This window comes from Micromonospora zhanjiangensis (assembly GCF_042650605.1).
GTDB lineage: Bacteria > Actinomycetota > Actinomycetes > Mycobacteriales > Micromonosporaceae > Micromonospora_J > Micromonospora_J zhanjiangensis.
In genome coordinates, this window is sequence record NZ_JBHSBN010000015.1 from 37,952 (window position 1) to 55,575 (window position 17,624).

A 17,624-nucleotide genomic window follows, 5' to 3' on the forward strand; every position below is an offset into this window, starting at 1 on the left:
AGGCGGTTCACAGGTCGTCGTCGAACTCGGCCTCGAGTTCCCCGATCTCGTCCTGGTCCAGGTCCACGAGGCCGAACCGCGGCACCGGCACCGGCACCGGCGGCGCCTCGCCCGCACCGTCGGCCGGACCGCTCGTCGGTGTGTTGCCCGGCTCGACGATCGCCGCGAGCCCGGCCGGCGTCCGGTGCTGGAACACCTCCCGCGCGCCGATGGCCAGCCCGTCACGGCGGGCCCGCGCGGCGAGTTGCATCGAGGTGATCGAGTCCCCGCCCAGCTCGAAGAAGCTGTCGTCCGCGCCGACCCGGTCCAGGCCGAGCACCTCCGCGAAGAGGCCGCACAACGACCGCTCGGCGGCCGTGACCGGCGCCCGGCCGGTCGTCCGCCCGCTGAAGTCGGGATCCGGCAACGCCTCCCGGTCCACCTTGCCGTTCACCGTCACCGGCAGCGCGTCCAGCACCAGCACCGCGGCGGGGACCATGTAGTCGGGCAACGTCTTCGCCACCTGCTCGCGCAGCCGGACCGGATCCACCCCACCGGCGTCGGACACCACGTAGCCGATCAGGCGTCCGTCCCGGGCCAGCACCACCGCCTGGTCGACGCCCGGCTGCTCCGCCAGCGCGGTCTCGATCTCGCCCGGCTCCACGCGATAGCCGCGGATCTTCACCTGGTTGTCGGCCCGCCCGGCGAACACCAGCTCACCGTCCTCGGTCCAGTACGCCAGGTCTCCCGTCCGGTACATCCGCTCGCCCCGGACGAACGGATCGGCGACGAACCGCTCGCCGGTCAACGCGGGGCTGCCCAGGTAGCCACGGGCCAACCCGACGCCCGCGATGTACAGATCCCCCGCGACGCCCGGCGGCAACGGACGCAGGAAGACGTCCAGCACGTACAACCGCCGGCCCGGCAGCGGCCGGCCGATCGGCAGCACCGGCCCGATCCGGTCGCCGGGCTCGATCGTCATCCAGGTCGCGCACAGCGTCGTCTCCGTCGGACCGTACGAGTGCCAGACCCGCAACCGGGGACACGCCCGGCGTACCCGCTCCAGCGCGCCGAGCGGCACCACGTCCCCGCCGGTCGACACGGCGCGCAGCCCCGCGAAGGACTCCGGCGACTCCTGCGCCAGCGCCCGGAACTGGCCGGCGGTGAAGTTCACCGCGGTGAGGCCGTCCGCCACATGGGCGACGAGCCGTTCCGCGTCGACGACGCCCGGCTCGGCGAGCAGCACCCGGGCACCCGACAGGAGCGGCACCCACACGTCGTACAGCGCGGCGTCGAAGGTGTGCGGGGCGTGCATCAGGACCGTGTCACCGGCGCCCATCTCCCAGCCCGGATCGCCCGCCAGCGCCGCCACGCCACCGTGCGCGATCGCCACGCCCTTCGGCGTCCCGGTCGACCCGGACGTGTACATCACGTACGCCAGGTCGTCCGGCCCGACCGCGACCGGCGGGACGTCGCCCTCGACCGCGTCGGCGTCCTCCACGGCGATCCACGCGTGCCCCGCCGGCACCGCACCCGCGGCCCGCGCCCGGCCCAGCACCGCCGAGGCCGCCGAGTCGGCCAGCATGAACGCCACCCGGTCGGCCGGGTAGTCCGGGTCGACCGGTACGAACGCGGCGCCGGCCTTCCACACCCCGAGCCAGGCCGCCAGCACCTCGGCCGACCGCTCCAGCAGCACCGCGACCCGGTCGCCGCGCCGCACGCCCCGGTCCGTCAGGACCCGTGCCAGCCGGCCGGACCACTCGTCGAGTTCGCCGAACGACCAGGACCGGTCCCCGGCCGTGATCGCCGTCGCCTCCGGCGCCTTCGCCACCTGCCGGCCGAACAGTTCGACCGCCGACGACGCGGCGACCGGGTCGCCGGTACGGTTCCACCGCTCGACGGTGAGCCCACGCTCGGCCACACCGATCACGTCCAAGCGGCCCACCACGGCCGCCGGCTCCGCGACGATCCGCTCCAGCACCCGGGTGAGCGCGTGGAGCGCGTCCTCGGCCACCCGGGCGTCGATCAGCGCCGGGTGGTACTGCGCCTCGGTCTGCAGGCTCTCACCGGGCATGACGCCCAGGGCGATCGCGTACGGCGACGCCTGGTGGTAGTCCCGCAGTGTCAGCCGGAGGTCGCCCGGGGCGTCCGCCGCCGGACCGGCGTAGTTCTCGAACACCAGGATCGTGTCGAAACTCGCCCCGCCCAGCTTCTGGATCTCCGGCAGCCCGAGGTGGTGATGCGAGATCAGCGCGGACTGCCGTTGCTGCAGCTCGGTCAGCATCCGCAGCACCGGCTGCCCGCCGTCCAGCCGTACCCGCACCGGCACGGTGTTGATGAACAGTCCCGCGCACTCCTCCACGCCGGGCAGTTCCGGCGGTCGGCCGGCGACCGTGGCGCCGAACACCACGTCCGTCCGCCGGGCCAGCCGGGCCAGCACCAACGCCCAGGCGCCCTGCACCAACGTGTTCATCGTCAGGCCGTGCCGACGGGCGAACCGGACCAGGGCGGACGTGAACTCCGGCGAATGGCGGACCACCGCCCGTACCGGCAGTTCCGGAGCCTTCCCGGGGGCCTCGGGGGTCCCCAGCGAGGATCCGTCCGCGCCGGCCAACTCGGTCCGCCAGGCCGCCCGGGCGGCCTCCTTGTCCTGCCCGTCCAGCCAGGCCAGGTAGTCGCGGTAGGAGCCGGCGGGCTTCAGCCCGCCGGCGTCGCCGCCCGCCTGGTAGATGGCGAGCAGATCGGATTCGAGGATGCGCTGCGACCAGCCGTCCGTGAGTACGTGGTGGCTCGTCGTCACGAGGCAGTGCCGCTCCGGGCCGAGCCGGATCAGCGCCAACCGCAGCAGCGGGGCCTTCGTCAGGTCGAATCTCCGGGCGCGCTCCCGCTCCGCGATCGCGCTCACCTCGGCGCACGCGGCGTCCTCGGCCAGGTCGGACAGGTCGTACTCGGTCCACGGCAGCTCGACCCGCCGGGGAATGAGCTGGACGCTCTCGCCGGACTTGCGCCGGTGGAAGCATGCGCGCAGCGCCGCGTGCCGGTCCAGCAGGGCCGCCCAGGACCGGCGGAACAACACCGGGTCGAGCGGCCCGTCGATGATCTGCGACTGCTGGATGAGATGAAGGTCGGGCGCCTGCTCGTCGAGCGAGGTGTGGTAGAGCATCCCCTGCTGCATCGGGGACAGCGGCCAGACCTCCGCGAGCGCCGATCCGGGGGATGTCGTCGGGGTGTTCACGATGTCTTGCCTCCACCAAGCTCGGCTGCTATTGCCTCAAAGCTCTCGATCTCGTCCTGGTCCAGGTCGAGAAGGTCGAAGTCGGACGCGGTGTGTCCGCCCGCCGAGGGGTCGTCGGCCTGGCGGGCCAGTCCCGACAACATGTCCGACCAGGTCCGGGCGAACCGGTCGATCTCGACCTCGTCGAACAGGTCCGCCGGCCAGCTCAGGGTGAGGGTCACCTCGGGGCCGTCGCGGGTGTCCCGGACGACCGCGTTGACCTCCAGCGCGTGCGGCGAACCCAGCTCCGGGTCCATCGCACCGCCGATGACGCCGACCGGCTGCCACGCCCGTACGCCACCGCGCTCGCCGCCGGTGAACCGGCCCATGTAGTTGAACGCGATCGCCGGCGACGGAAGCGCCGCCAACACCGGCGCCGTCACCCCGTTGAGGAAGCGCAGCAACCCGTAGCCGAGCCCGTCCCCCGGCACCGCCCGGGACTGCTCCTTCACGAGCTTCATCAACGCGCCGGCCGCCGGGCCACCGCCGGGCACCTCGGCCAGGTCGATCCCGCCCACGTCCAACCGCACCGGGTGCACGCTGGTGAACCAGCCCACCGTCCGGGACAGGTCCATGCCCGCGACCGGGTGCCGGCCGTGACCCTCCACATTGACCAGCACGACGTTCCCGCCCCGCCACCGCGCCACCGCCGCCGCCAAGCCAGCCAGCAGCACCTCGTGCACCCCGCAGTGGAAGGCCGACGTCACCCGCTCCACGAGCGCGCCCGCCCGGTCCCGCGGCAGGGTCCACGACCGCCGTCCCACCGCCGGTACGGCCTCACCCACCCGGTCGGCCGCACCGCCACGGTCGGGGGCGTCACCCGCACGGTCGCGGACGTCACGCGTACGGTCGCGGACGTCCAGTCGTGGTTCGGCGCCGCGGAGGATCTTCGTCCACGCCGCCAGCTCCCCGACCCGGTCCGCGGCGACCGCCCACTCGCCCAGCAGGCCCGCCCACCGTCGGAACGAGACGTCCACCGGATCGAGCGCCGGTTCCTCGTTCGCGGCCACGGCCTCGCAGGCCGCCTGCAGATCCGGCAGCAGGATGCGCCAGGACACCGCGTCGACCACGAGGTGGTGCGCCACCAGCACGACGCGGCCCACCCGCTCGGGGCCCGCGTCCACCCACACCAGCCGGACCACCGCACCGGTGTGCGGGTCCAGCCCGGCGGCCGCCTGCCGGGCGCAACGGTCCGCGACGTCGTCCGGGTCGTCGGCACCGGCCTCGACCCGCTCGACCAGCCTGGCCACGTTCACCGAGCCGCGCTCGGCCACCGTCAACCGCCCCGGCCTCAGCCGCACCCGCAGCATGTCGTGGGTGTCCACCACCGCCGCCAGTCCCGCGGCCAGCACCGGCACCGTCAGATCCGGCGGCGCACCCGCCACCACCCACTGCGCGAACCCCGCCCCGACGACGCCGTCACCCAGCAGCCGCATCACCGGCGTCCACGCCACCTCACCGACGCCGTCGGCCGGGGCGCGGTGGTCGGATCGCGGCGGCTGTGCCGCCACCACCGATCGCGCGAGCCGCTCCGGCGTCCGCAGTTCGAAGACGTCCCGCGCGACGAAGGTGAGCCCGACCCGCCGGGCCCGGGCCACCAGCTGCATCGACGAGATGGAGTCCCCGCCCACCTCGAAGAAGTTGTCGTCGACACCGACCCGGTCCAGACCGAGCACCTGGGCGAAGAGATCGCACAACACCCGCTCGGTCTCGGTGCGCGGCTCCCGGCCGGTCGACCCGGCCGCGAAGTCGGGATCGGGCAACGCGGCCCGGTCGACCTTCCCGTTCGGAGTGGTCGGCAGCGCCTCCAACGCCACCACCACCGCCGGCACCAGGTGCTGGGGCAACCGCGCGGCGAGGTCGTCCCGTACGGCCTGCGGGTCGACGTCGGCCGGCGTCACGTAGGCCAACAGGCGGTCCTCGCGGACGGTCACCGCGGCGTGGGCGACCCCCGGGTGGCCGGACAGGGCGGACTCGATCTCGCCGGGCTCCACCCGGAACCCCCGGACCTTCACCTGGTCGTCGGCCCGGCCGGCGAACACCAACTCGTCGCGGTCCGTCCAGTACGCCAGGTCGCCGGTCCGGTACATCCGCTCACCCGGGACGAACGGGTCGGCCACGAACCGCTCGGCCGTCAACGCCGCGCGGCCCAGGTAGCCGCGGGCCAACCCGATCCCGGCCACGTACAGCTCGCCGGTGAGGCCCGGGGCCAGCGGTCGCAGGAACGCGTCCAGCACGTAACACCGGCCGCCCGCGATCGGCGTCCCGATCGGGACCACGTCCCGGCCCGCCGTCAACGGCATGCTCATCGCCGCGCACACCGTGGCCTCGGTCGGCCCGTAGGCGTTGACCAGTCGCCGTCCGGTCGACCAGCGGTCCACCAAGCTCGGCGGACAGGCCTCCCCCGCCACCACCACCGTCGCCAGCCCGGACGGCAACGTGTCGGCCGTGGCCAGCAGCGAGGGCGGAACGGTCACGTGCGTGACGTCCCACCGCTGCAACGACCGGGCCAGCGACACCCGGGGCGGCATGTCCTGCGGCGGCGCCATCACCAGGCTGGCGCCCGACAGCAGCGCCATCAACGTCTCCGACACCACGGCGTCGAAGCCGAGCGCCGCGAACTGCAGCACCCGGGACGACGGGGACACCGCGAACCGGTCGATCTGCGCCGCCGCCAGATTCCCCAGTCCGGCGTGCGTGACGACCACCCCCTTCGGGGTGCCGGTCGATCCCGACGTGTAGATGACGTACGCCGCGTCGTCCGGACCGATCGGCGGCGGCGTCCCGTCCGGGTCGCCGGCCGGATCATTGGCCGGTGCTGGCCGCTGAGTCGGTGGCCCACCGGCCACGACCAGCCGATCCGCGAACCTCTCCGGCACCGCCTCGCGGGTCTTGGCCACGCAGACCACCGCCACCGGGTCCGCGTCCCCGAGGATCCACGCCACCCGTTCCTCCGGATACTCCGGATCCACCGGTACGAACGCACCGCCGGCCAGCGACACTCCCAGCATGCCGACCACCGACCAGGCCGACCGCCCCACCACGACTCCGACCCGGCTCTCCCGGTCGACCCCGCGGGACCGCAGCACCGCCGCCAACGCCGCCGCCCGCTCCCACAGTCCGCCGTAGGACAGGTCACCGTCGCCGTCCACCACCGCGACGGCGTCCGGCCGTTCCCGCACCACCCGTCGCACCAACGCGGGCAGCGACCGCCCCACCGCCAGCGCCGGGGCCGAGCCGCCCACCCGGCCCCGACCCGCACCGGTCCGGCCGACCAACCGCGACGGGTCGGCGGCCACCGCACCGAGGGCGTCGACGAACCAGTCGAGGACGGATTCGGCGACGGCCGCCCGGACCTGCCCGGGCCGGTAGACGAGTTGGATCCGGAGCCGGTCCCCGGGGAGGACGCCGATGGTCAGCGGGTAGTGCGTCCCCTCGACCGTGCCCAGGTAGGTGAACCGGCCGTCGTAGTCGCGCGGATAGTTCTCGAACACCAGCAGCGTGTCGAACGTCGCCGCCGGTCCGGCGGCCCGCTGGATCTCCGGCAGCCCCAGATGCTGGTGCGGCATCAGGTCCGCCTGGCGCCGCTGCAGGTCGGTGAGCATGTCGACGATCGACTGCCCGCCGTCCAGCGGGACCCGGACCGGCACCGTGTTCATCATGAGGCCCGGGATCGCCTCCACGCCCGCGAGTTCCGCGGGGCGGCAGGCGACCGTCGTCCCGAACACCACGTCGGTCCGCCGGGTCAGTCGCGCCAGCACCATCGCCCACGCGCCCTGCAGCACCGTGTTCAGCGTCAACCCGTGGGTACGGGCCAGCTCCGTCAGCCCGGTACGGAGTTCCGGCGTCAGGTAGGTGACCCGGTACTCGTAGCGCGTACCGGCGCTCGTCCGCGCGATCGACGACGGCTCGTCGAGGCCGGACAACGCCGCCCGCCAGGCCGCCCGCGCCGCGTCCCGGTCCTGCCGGTCGAGCCAGGCCAGGTAGTCCCGGTAGGAGGCCGTGGGCGGGTGGTCCGGCGACCGCCCCCCGGCCGCGTACGTCTCGGCCACCTCGTTGAGAATCACCGACACCGACCAGCCGTCGGTCAGGATGTGGTGGTGGACGACCAGCAGGCGGTGCCGGTCCTCGCCGTAGCGGACCAGCACCAGCCGGAACAGTGGCGCCACGGCGAGGTCGAACCGCTGCCGCTGTTCCCGTACCGTCAGGGCCCGCACGGCCGCGTCGACGTCGTCGACGCCGGTCAGGTCCACCTCCCGCCACGGCAGGACGACCCGCCCGGCGACGACCTGGAGCGTCCGTCCCGAGGTGAGCCGGTGGAAGCCCACGCGCAGCGCGGCGTGCCGGGCGAAGACCGCCTCCCACGCGGCCCGCAGCCGGGGCACGTCCAGCGGTCCGTTCAGCTCCAGGATCCACTGTGCCTGGTAGATGTCCGGGCCCTCGTCGTCGAGGGTCGACTGGAAGAGCAGCCCCTCCTGCAGCGGTGCCGGTGGCCAGACCTCCGTCGCGTCGGGTACGGCGACCGCCAGCTCCGCCTCCTCCTGCGCGGAGAGGACGATCAGCGGACGGTCGACGGATCCGTCGGCCGGTACGGTACCGGCCGCGACCGCCAGCCGCGCGGGAGTCCGTTCGGTGAAGATCTGGTTGGGTGTCACCAGCAGCCCGGCCCTGGCCGCCCGCACCGCCAGCCGCATCGCGGCGATGGAGTCCCCACCCAACTCGAAGAAGTCCGCGTCGACGTCCACCCGGTTCGGGCCCGGCACGTCCACCCGGTCCGGGTCCAGCACGTCGGCGAACAGGTCGCACAGCACCCGCTCCGCCTCGCTGCCGGGGGCCCGACCCGTGGTTCTCGCGGCGAAGACGGGTGCGGGCAGCGCCGCCCGGTCCACCTTGCCGTTGCCGGTCAACGGCAACGCGTCCAGCGTGACCACCACGGCCGGGACCAGGTGATCGGGCAGCACCGCACCGAGACGCTCCCGGAGAAGGCCCGGGTCCACGCACCCTTCCGTCACCACGTAGCCGATCAGTCGTCCGTCGATCGCCACCACCACGGCCTCGTGCACGTCCGGCTGGGCGGTCAACGCGGCCTCGACCTCGGCCGGCTCGATCCGGAACCCGCGGATCTTCACCTGGTCGTCGGCCCGGCCGGCGAACAGCAGCTCGCCGTCGGCGGTCCACCGGGCGAGGTCCCCGGTCCGGTACATCCTCCTCCCGGGCGCGGACGGATCGGCCACGAACCGTTCCGCCGTCAGCTCCGGCCGGCCCAGATAGCCGTCCGCCAGACCGGCACCGGACAGGTACAGGTCACCGACCGCGCCCGGCGCCACGGGACGCAGCCGCGCGTCCAGCACCTGGGCCCGGCGGCCGGGAAGCGGACGGCCGATCGGCAACACCGGGCCCACCGGGTCACCCGGCTCGATCAGCTGCCAGGTCGCGCACAACGTCGTCTCGGTCGGGCCGTACAGGTGCCGGATCCGGGCGCGGGGGCAGGCCGCCCGCACCTTCTCCACCGCGTACGCGGGCACCACGTCGCCGCCGGTCAGCACCTCCCGCAGCCCGGCGAACGACTCCGGGGACTCCTCCGCCACCGCACGGAAGCTGCCCGCGGTCAGATGCACCCGCGTCACCCCGGCCGCGACCGCCTCCCGCAACCGCCGGGCATCCACCGGACCCGGCTCGGCGATCACCACCCGGGCCCCCGACACCAGCGGCACCCAGATCTCGAACAGGGACGCGTCGAAGGCGTACGGGGCGTGCATGAGGACCGCGTCGCCGGGTTCCACCGCCCAGCCGGGACTTCCCACCAGTTCCGCGACGCTCCGATGTGGAATCACCACACCCTTCGGGACGCCCGTCGAACCGGAGGTGTACATGACGTACGCCGGATCACCGGGGCGCGCCGGGGCCACCGGGCCGCCGTGCGTGTCCCCGTCCGTACCGACGACCGGTTCGATCCCCGCCGGTACGCGGTCGCGGGTGGCGGCCGAACACACCGCCAGGGACGCCCCCGAGTCGGCGACCATGAACGCCACCCGCGGCGCGGGGTAGGCGGCGTCGACCGGCACGTACGCCGCTCCCGCCTTCCACACGGCGAGCAGCGTCACCAGCAGGTCCGCCGAACGGTCCAGCAGGACCGCGACCCGGTCGCCGCGCCGGACGCCGCGCGCGGTCAACCGGCCGGACAACCGGCCCGCGAGCTCGTCGAGTTGCCGGTAGGTCAGGACGCGATCCCCGTCGACCACGGCCACCGCGTCGGGCGTCCGGTCCGCCTGCCGAGCGAGCAGATCGGGCACCGTCGTTGTGGTCTGCGCTACGGAATTCATCGTCCCCCTTCGCTCACCATGTGCCGCACCGGCCCGCTGCACCGGTCGGCTGCTCGGGCCCCCGGCCCGTTCCCGGGATCCCCGGCCCGTTCCCGAGACCCCGGCCCGTTCCCCGGATCCCCGGCCCGGGCCCGGTTCGCCGCCGGGCCGCAATCCGCTGACGTTCGACGTGAGGAACCGCTGTGCCGCGGCTTTCGCGCGAGAGACCGCCGCCGGCCGGCGACCGGTGCGTCCCGCGCCCCCGCCTTGGCGGACCACGAGAATCCGACCGGCCTCGCCGGTCTCCAGCATGCTGATTCGGATCGATGTCTACGAGCGGGTCCAAGCGACCGTTTCTGACACTTGGACCACCCGCTACCGCCGGTGCCGCCCGGTCCGTGGCAGCGGCGACCGGGCGCGCACGACGGAACCCACTCCCGGCCCGGAACGCCGCACGGACACGCCACCCGGCGGCCGGCCCGGGTCGGGCCCCGGCCGGAACCGGGCGTGGACGCGAGGCCGCGCGGTCAGAGCGTGGACGCGAGGCCGCGCGGTCAGAGCGTGGACGCGAGGCCGCGCGGTCAGGGCTTGGTGCCGACGACCATCGCGTGTTCGTACGGCAGATCGCCGACGCCCTCGACCGCGATGCAGCCGGCCTGCCGCAGCCACCCGGCGATCTCCGCCACCGGCCACGCCATGCCGCGGCCGGTGGCGAGGATGTTCAGGTACAGCGACAGTCGGGCGGCCAACGGGCCACCCCGCTCGTCGTCGGCGGCGCTGAAGCCGTACACCGAGATCTTTCCGCCCGACGGCAGCACGTCGAACGCCTTGGTCACCAGCGACATCGCCTGCTCGGCCGAGACGGTGTCCAGCACGTGGCTGAACAGCACGTGGTCGGCGCCGGTCGGGAACGGATCGTTGAGCATGTCGGCCGAGCAGAACTCGACCCGGTCGGTGAGCTCGGCCGGAAGCCGGGTCTTGGCCATGTCGATCACGTTCGGCAGGTCGAGCAGCGTGGCGGTGAGGTCCTCGTGGGCGCTCAGCAGGTGGGCGCAGTTCGTACCGGCGCCGGCGCCGACGTCCAGCAGGTGTCGGGTCTGCCCGACGTCGAGGTGGGTCAGCAGGCCGGGCATGGTCTGCAGGGTGAAGGCCGACATGGCCGAGTGGAAGATCTCGGCCAGGTCCGCGTCGTGGGCCAGCCGCTCGTACAGCGTCCGCTCGGTGCCCTCGTGCGCCTGGATGCCGCTGTTCGTGCCGGCGGTCAGCGCCGCGGTCATGTGGTAGAAGGCCGGGTAGTACAGGGTCTTCCAGCTGCGCAGGATGTGCCGCCAGCTCTCCGGGCCGGTGGCGGCGAGCAGGCGTTCGGCGACGGGGTGGTTGGCGTACCCGTCGGCGGTCTTCTCCACCAGGCCGGACGCGGTCAGTCCGAGCAACAGCACGCGCAGCTTGTGCGGCTCCATCGCGGTGAACTCGACGAGTTCGGCCGCGGTGGCCGTGCCCCGGCCGGAGAGGAAGTCGAACAACCCCAACTCGACGCCGGTGACCACCGCGTTGAACAGCGCCGGGCCGTTGACGATCAGCTGGAAACGACGGTAGACGTCGTCGGACTCCCTCAACTCATTCATCGACCGGGTCCCTTCCTCGGTGTCCGCTGCCCCCGTCACGGGCGGCCAGCGATCTCCATCATGCTGAACGGGGCCGATGTCCACGAGGCGGTCCAAGCGTGCGTTTCTGACGCTTGGACGCGTCCGGCGCCACCCGTACGGCGACACCGCTCGACACCGCGACCGGCCGTAGCATCGGACGGTGCGTGTCTTGATTGTCGAGGATGAGCCGTATCTGGCGGAAGCCATTCGCGACGGCCTACGCCTGGACGCGATCGCGGCCGACATCGCCGGTGACGGCGACACCGCGTTGGAGCTATTGAGCGTCAACCCCTACGACATCGCGGTCGTCGACCGCGACATTCCCGGTCCGTCGGGCGACGAGGTCGCCAGACACATCGTCACGTCCGGCAGCGGCATGCCCATCCTGATGCTCACCGCCGCCGACCGGATCGACGACAAGGCCACCGGCTTCGAACTCGGCGCCGACGACTACCTCACCAAACCGTTCGACCTGCGCGAACTCGTGCTGCGGCTGAGAGCGCTCGACCGCCGACGCGCCCACAACCGACCACCCGTACGGCAGATCGCGGGTCTGCGGCTGGACCCGTTCCGTCGCGAGGTCTTCCGCGACGGCCGGTACGTCGCGCTGACCAGGAAACAGTTCGCCGTGCTGGAGGTGCTCGTCGCCGCCGAGGGCGGCGTCGTCAGCGCCGAGCGGCTCCTGGAACTGGCGTGGGACGAGAACGCCGACCCGTTCACCAACGCCGTACGCATCACGGTCTCGGCACTGCGCAAACGGCTCGGCGAACCCTGGATCATCGCCACCGTGCCCGGCGTCGGCTACCGCATCGACACCGCGCCCGACGGCGGGCGCACGGGAGGAAACCGTGGATAGGGCGCCAGGTCCGAGCCTTCGCCTCAGACTCACCCTCAGCTACGCGGGTTTCCTCATGCTCACCGGCGCCCTGCTGCTCGCCGTCGTGTGGGTGTTCCTCCTGCGCTACGTGCCCGATCCGCCGGACCGGCCGCCACCGGATCTCACCGCCGTCCCGGACGGTCCGATCGGTGTCCTGCCCGGTCCCAGCCGGCACGACCTGCTCCGCGCGTTCGCCCCGCGGGCCGCCGAGGTGTTGGCGTTCATCCTGGTGTTCGGCCTGCTGGGCGGGTGGATCCTGGCCAGCCGGATGCTCGCCCCGCTGACCCGCATCACGGAGGCGACCCGGCTGGCCGCGGAGGGATCACTGTCCCACCGGATCCGGCTGCCGGGCCGCAGCGACGAGCTTCGCGAACTGGCCGACGCCTTCGACTCCATGCTCGCCCGGCTCGAGGCACAGGTCACCGAACAGAAGAGGTTCGCCGCCAACGCCTCACACGAACTGCGCACCCCGCTGTCGATCACGCAGACCCTGCTCGACGTGGTCCGGCTGGATCCGACCCGGGTCACCGGCGAACTCGTCGAGCGTCTGCACGTCGTCAACACCCGAGCGATCGCACTCACCGAGGCGCTGCTGCTGCTCAGCCGCGCCGACCAGCGTTCCTTCACCCGGGAACACGTCGACCTGTCCCTCGTCGCGGAGGAGGCCACCGAAACGCTGCTGCCCCTCGCGGAGAAGTACGGCGTCACCGTCGAAACCGCCGGTGACCTGGCGCACACCCTCGGATCGCCCGCCCTCCTGCTGCAGCTGACCATGAATCTCCTGCAGAACGCGGTCGTCCACAACGTGCCGGAACGGGGCTTCGTCCGGGTCACGACAAGTGCCCGCGCCGAACACGTCACGCTCACGGTCGAGAACACCGGGGAGCGGCTCACGCCACAGTTGACCTCGAGCCTCACCGAGCCGTTCCGGCGCGGCACCGAACGGATCCATGCCGACAATGCCGGTATCGGGCTCGGTCTGGCAATCGTCAAGGCCGTCGTGCACGCCCACGACGGAACGCTCACCCTCGCCCCGCGGACCGCCGGGGGCCTGCGCGTCACGGTACGACTCCCCGCCGCCACGGCACCCGCTGACGGCTGACGGCCGGGGCCGGGCCGGGGCCTGCGCGAACTCGTCCTCCGGCTCAGGGCGCTGAACCGCAAGCGGGCGCACAGCAGGCCACCGGTGCGGGAGATCGCCGGCCTACGATCATTGAACCTTTTCAACCTGAACCGCGCGGTGCGCAAGCCGCGTCTTCGACCTCGGCCGACGCCGGAGCGCAAGGGGAGGTTGAAAAAGGTTCATTCGATGGGGAAGTCGAAATAGGTGTCGGGGTAGGGCTCGTCCTTCAGCGTGTAGTGCCACCACTCGTAGTCGTACCGGCTGAATCCGCAGCCCTCCATGATGGAGCAGAGGTGCTCGCGGTTCTTCGCTTCCTCCGGCGCGACCCCACTCGCTCCGTGGTGCGAGATCGGATCCATCAGGTCGTGGTCGCCGCCCATCGGAACGAGTTCACCGGTCGCCAGGTCGTAGATCGTCAGGTCGACGGTGCTACCGCGGCTGTGGCCCGACTTGGCGGCGACATATCCCTGCTCGAACATCTGGGGCCGGTCGATGTTCGGGTAGTGGCGCGCCTTCTTCCGGCCGTCCTCCGCCTGCTCCGACCAGCGCATGAAGCAGTCCACGGCGCGTTGCGGCCGGTACCCGTCCCAGAGCAGCAGGCCGAAGCCGAGGGCCGCCGCCTTCTCCTGGGCCCGCTCCAGGGCGGCGCAGAGTTCCCTCGTGCCGACGATCCGGTTCACCGCATATCCGTCCACCGGCTTGCCGGTGAAGTTGTCCCAGGTGGCGTACTTGGCATCCCAACGTATTCCCGGTACGAGTTCGTCCACGAAGGCGAAGCCGTCCCTCATCGAACATCACCCGGCAGGGCGTACGACACGACCCGGTCGATCACCTCGGAGAGCGGCAGTCCGGCGGCCGCCATCATCCTCGGGTAACGGCTGTACGAGGTCAGTCCGGGCAGGGTGTTGACCTCGTTGAGGACGACCGTCCCGTCCTCCTGCAGGAACATGTCGACCCGGGCGAGCCCGCGGCAGCCCAGGGCGTGGTAGATGGCCTTCGCCGTCTCCTTGACCAGCGCCCGGGACTCCTCCGGGATGTCGGCGGGGACGATGAACGTGGAGTTCTCCGAACCGCGCTCGGGCTCGCTCTCCTGGTGGATCCGGAAGAAGCCGTGGGACAGCGCGACCCGGTCGACCTCGCCCGCGACCAGGTCCAGGTCGTTCCCCATGATGGCGCAGCCGATCTCGCTGCCGGCAACGGCCTCTTCGATCAGCACCTTCGAGTCGAACTGTCGCGCGGTCTCCACCGCGCTCGCCAGTTCCTCCCCGCTCGTCACCTTGGTGACGCCGAAGGACGACCCCGAGCGGGCCGGCTTCACGAAGACCGGGTAGGTGAGCTGCGCGGGATCGGGCGTGTCGTCCGCCGTCACGACCCAGAACTTCGGGGTCGGGATGCCCGCGCCCCCGACCACGGCGTAGGCCAGCGACTTGTCCATGCACATCGCGGAGCTCTGCACGTCACAGCCGACGTACGGGATGCCGGACAGCTCGAACAGACCCTGCATCGCGCCGTCCTCGCCGAGCTTGCCGTGCAGCACCGGCAGCACCACGTCCAGGCGGATCTCCCGGTACTGTCCCTGCTCCAGAACGAGCAGTCCGTGCACGCTCCGGTCCGGCGACAGGATGGCCGGGCGGGAGTCACCGATCTCCCAGTCCGCGCCGGGGCCGTCACAGAGCCGCCAGGCGCCGTCCTTCGTGATCCCGATCCAGTACGGCTCGTACTTCTCGGTGTCGAGACTCTTCGCCACCTCATTCGCGGATTTGATGGAGACGGGGTGCTCTTCGGACGTTCCACCGAAGATGATTCCGATCTTCAACCTATCCATATTGCTTGTCCCTTTCGAAATTGACACAGTTGATGAGGCTGTTCTCGACGGTGTCACGCAGCGCATGGTCGGTGTAATAGGCCATGTGCGGACTGATGAGCACGTTCGGCATTTCCTGCAGCCGTAACAGCGCCTTGCTCGCGATCGGCTTGTCCCGGCAGTCGGTGTAGAACACGCCCTCCTCGCCCTCGACGACATCGAGCGCCGCGCCGCCCAGCCGGCCGCTCTCCAGCGCCTCGACGAGCGCTTCGGTGTCGATGAGCGCACCGCGCCCGGTGTTGACCACGAACGCGCCGTACGGCAGCTGGGCGATGCGTTGCCGGCTGAGCAGGTGGTACGTCTCCTCGGTGAGTGGGGTGTGGAGCGTGACGATGTCGCTCTCCAGCAGCAACTCGTCGAGCGGGACGTACCGGGCGGCGGTGCCGTGGTAGGTGTCGTAGGCCAGTACCGGACCGCCGAAACCCCGCAGCCGGTCCATGACCGCCGAGCCGATGCGTCCCGTCCCGACCACCCCGACGGTGAGGTCGCGCAGCTCTTTCCCGCGCGCGTCGCTCAGCCGGTAGTCATGGGCGTCCGTGCGGCGGATCGTGGCCTTCATCTGGCGCACGGCCATCAGCATCAGCATCAGCGTGTAGTCGGCCACGCTGTCCGGCGAGTAGGCGACGTTGCCGACGGAGATGCCGACGCTCTGCGCATACGCCATGTCGATGTGGTTGTAGCCGATGCTCCGGGTCGAGATGTACTCCACCCCGACCTGGCTGAGCGCCAGCAGCGTGCCGTTGGTGACCTGGGTCTTGTGGCCGACACTGATGCACCGGTTTCCGGCCGCGTGTTCGGCGTTGGCCTCGGACACCGCGTCCTCGATGATGGTCGGCCGCACGCCGAGGCGCGGCGCCAGCTCACGGAACAGGGCGGCCTCGTCCTGGCCGCAGCCGTACATCGTGATCCCGGTTACCGGAGCGACCAGGGCGGACGACGACGGCAGCGATCGGGCGCCGGAGTCCGCTGTTCGCACTCGTTCGCTGTGACCCATGCCCCCAGTCAAGGCAACGTCCTGTTGCCAGCACGTATGCGGTTTTTCATATGCTGACGATACATGCCGGGAGGAGGCCGCGAGACACGCCTCGGAGGACAGTGCCCGTACGACCAGGTAGGCCCCGTCCGGCCGGTCGAACACGCCCGCGTGGCCAGCGTAGCCGTGGTTGCCCAGTCAACAAATCGTGATGTTGCCGGCGCGTATCACGCTTTGAATACGCCGACGATACGGAGGGCGGCGTACCATCTCTCACGTCGTCTCGGCCCCGATCACGGAACGTCATCCGACGATTCGTAGCCGTTGCCCATGGATGATCCCGGAACCGGGCATCCGGCGCGGAACCGGGCGTACGGATCGGCCGACCGGCAGCGCCCGGCCGCCACCCTGGTTGCTACCAGCCGGTAGCGTTCGTCGGCGTACCGCCCGCCTCACGACCCCTGCGCGGGCGCCCCGCCGTTCCTCGCCCCGGCGAGCCGGGCGAGTTGCAGCCAGACGCGGTCGAACGCGTAGCCCTTGGCCGCGAGGCCCATGACGAAGGTCGAGGTGTCGGTGAGCCCGGGGGCGACGGCGGTCTCCAGGACGAACACCTGGTCGTCCTTGTCGACGATGAGATCGGTCCGGGACAGGTCACGCAGGCCCAGCGCCTTGTGCGCGGTGAGTGCCGCCCGCGCGACCGCCGCCGCCGCCTCGTCACTCAGGCGGGCCGGGCAGAAGAACTCCGTCGCCCCGGCGGTGTAGTGGGCGGCGTAGTCGTAGATGCCGCGCCGGGGGACGATCTCGACGGCCGGCATCGCGACCGGTCCGTCCCCCAGGTCGACCACGCCCACCGCCACCTCGACGCCGACCACGGCCCGCTCGATGAGTGCGGTGTCGTGGTAGGCGAAGCAGGCCATCAGCGCCGCCGGCAGCTGGTCCGCGTCGTTGACGTGGCTGACACCGAAGGCGGATCCGCCGGCCCGCGGCTTGACGAACAGGGGCAGTCCGAGCCGCTTGAGGATGAGCGAGACCAATGGGGCGGCGCCCAGGTCGTGGAAGGCTTCCCGGGGCAGCGTCACGGATGCCGGCGTACCGAGACCCGCCTGGGCCACCAGCGCCTTCGCGAGCGGCTTGTCGAAGGCCAACCGGCAGGCCTCGGCGGACGCCCCCACGTACGGCACGCCCACCAGTTCCAGGACCTCCCGGACGGTGCCGTCCTCACCCGCGATGCCGTGCAGGACGGGTAGCACCACCGCCGGCGGGTCGGCGATCAGAGCCTTGATCGTGTCGGGACCCAGATCGCCGAACTCGACGTCCACGTCGAGCCCGCGCAGCGCGTCGAACACCCGCCACCCGGACTGCAGGGACACCTTCCGCTCGGGGGAGAGCCCTCCGGCGATCACGAGTACGCGGCCAAGCTCTGACATCTGTTCACTCCGAATTGACAGCGCGCTCCCGGGCCCCAGGGTGATCGAATCACCGGGTCGCAGATCAGCAGCATTGTACCCGGCTCGGAGAAACGACCGGCTCCAGCCGTCGTCCGGCACCGGCTGCCCGGCCGAGGCGATGTCGTGGGCCAGACCATG

At 71.8% G+C, this 17,624-nt stretch carries 9 protein-coding genes and 1 pseudogene; 3 read left to right on the forward strand and 7 right to left on the reverse strand.

Annotation, left to right across the window (positions count from 1 at the left end):
• Positions 1-7 precede the first annotated feature (7 nt).
• The 3 genes from ACFOX0_RS20665 to ACFOX0_RS20675 form a co-directional block, all read right to left on the reverse strand.
• Positions 8-3,214 carry an amino acid adenylation domain-containing protein gene (locus ACFOX0_RS20665; protein WP_377548452.1) on the reverse strand — a complete coding sequence of 1,069 codons (3,207 nt, stop codon included), beginning with the start codon at positions 3,212-3,214 and terminating at the stop codon, positions 8-10.
• On the reverse strand, positions 3,211-9,576 hold the full coding sequence (locus tag ACFOX0_RS20670; RefSeq protein ID WP_377548455.1) for an amino acid adenylation domain-containing protein: 6,366 nt from the start codon (positions 9,574-9,576) through the stop codon (positions 3,211-3,213). The genes ACFOX0_RS20665 and ACFOX0_RS20670 overlap by 4 nt, the downstream gene beginning before the upstream one ends.
• A gap of 560 nt (positions 9,577-10,136) precedes the next feature.
• A complete protein-coding gene (locus ACFOX0_RS20675; RefSeq protein ID WP_377548458.1) occupies positions 10,137-11,180 on the reverse strand; it encodes a methyltransferase in 1,044 nt (347 codons plus the stop codon).
• Positions 11,181-11,361: 181 nt separating this feature from the next.
• Between ACFOX0_RS20675 and ACFOX0_RS20680 the strand changes: the two genes are divergently transcribed.
• The 3 genes and pseudogenes from ACFOX0_RS20680 to ACFOX0_RS20690 all read left to right on the forward strand — a co-directional run.
• On the forward strand, positions 11,362-12,057 hold the full coding sequence (locus ACFOX0_RS20680) for a response regulator transcription factor (protein ID WP_377548461.1): 696 nt from the start codon (positions 11,362-11,364) through the stop codon (positions 12,055-12,057).
• A complete protein-coding gene (locus ACFOX0_RS20685; RefSeq protein ID WP_377548463.1) occupies positions 12,050-13,180 on the forward strand; it encodes a sensor histidine kinase in 1,131 nt (376 codons plus the stop codon). Before ACFOX0_RS20680 ends, ACFOX0_RS20685 begins: the two co-directional genes overlap by 8 nt.
• A gap of 21 nt (positions 13,181-13,201) precedes the next feature.
• A pseudogene (locus tag ACFOX0_RS20690) lies at positions 13,202-13,288 on the forward strand (response regulator transcription factor); the annotation flags it as partial.
• Positions 13,289-13,380: 92 nt separating this feature from the next.
• Here the strand turns inward: ACFOX0_RS20690 and vanX are convergent.
• The 4 genes from vanX to ACFOX0_RS20710 form a co-directional block, all read right to left on the reverse strand.
• Positions 13,381-13,989: a D-Ala-D-Ala dipeptidase VanX gene (vanX, locus tag ACFOX0_RS20695; protein WP_377548466.1), complete on the reverse strand. Its 609-nt coding sequence runs from the start codon at positions 13,987-13,989 to the stop codon at positions 13,381-13,383.
• Positions 13,986-15,026, reverse strand: a complete 1,041-nt coding sequence (gene vanA / locus ACFOX0_RS20700; RefSeq protein WP_377548469.1) for a D-alanine--(R)-lactate ligase — start codon at positions 15,024-15,026, stop codon at positions 13,986-13,988. Before vanA ends, vanX begins: the two co-directional genes overlap by 4 nt.
• Positions 15,019-15,966 carry a D-isomer specific 2-hydroxyacid dehydrogenase family protein gene (locus tag ACFOX0_RS20705; RefSeq protein WP_377548472.1) on the reverse strand — a complete coding sequence of 316 codons (948 nt, stop codon included), beginning with the start codon at positions 15,964-15,966 and terminating at the stop codon, positions 15,019-15,021. The genes vanA and ACFOX0_RS20705 overlap by 8 nt, the downstream gene beginning before the upstream one ends.
• Before the next feature lie 524 nt (positions 15,967-16,490).
• Entirely contained in the window at positions 16,491-17,465 is a 975-nt protein-coding gene (locus ACFOX0_RS20710; RefSeq protein ID WP_377548475.1) for a D-alanine--D-alanine ligase family protein, read from the reverse strand.
• Between the last annotated feature and the right edge of the window lie 159 nt (positions 17,466-17,624).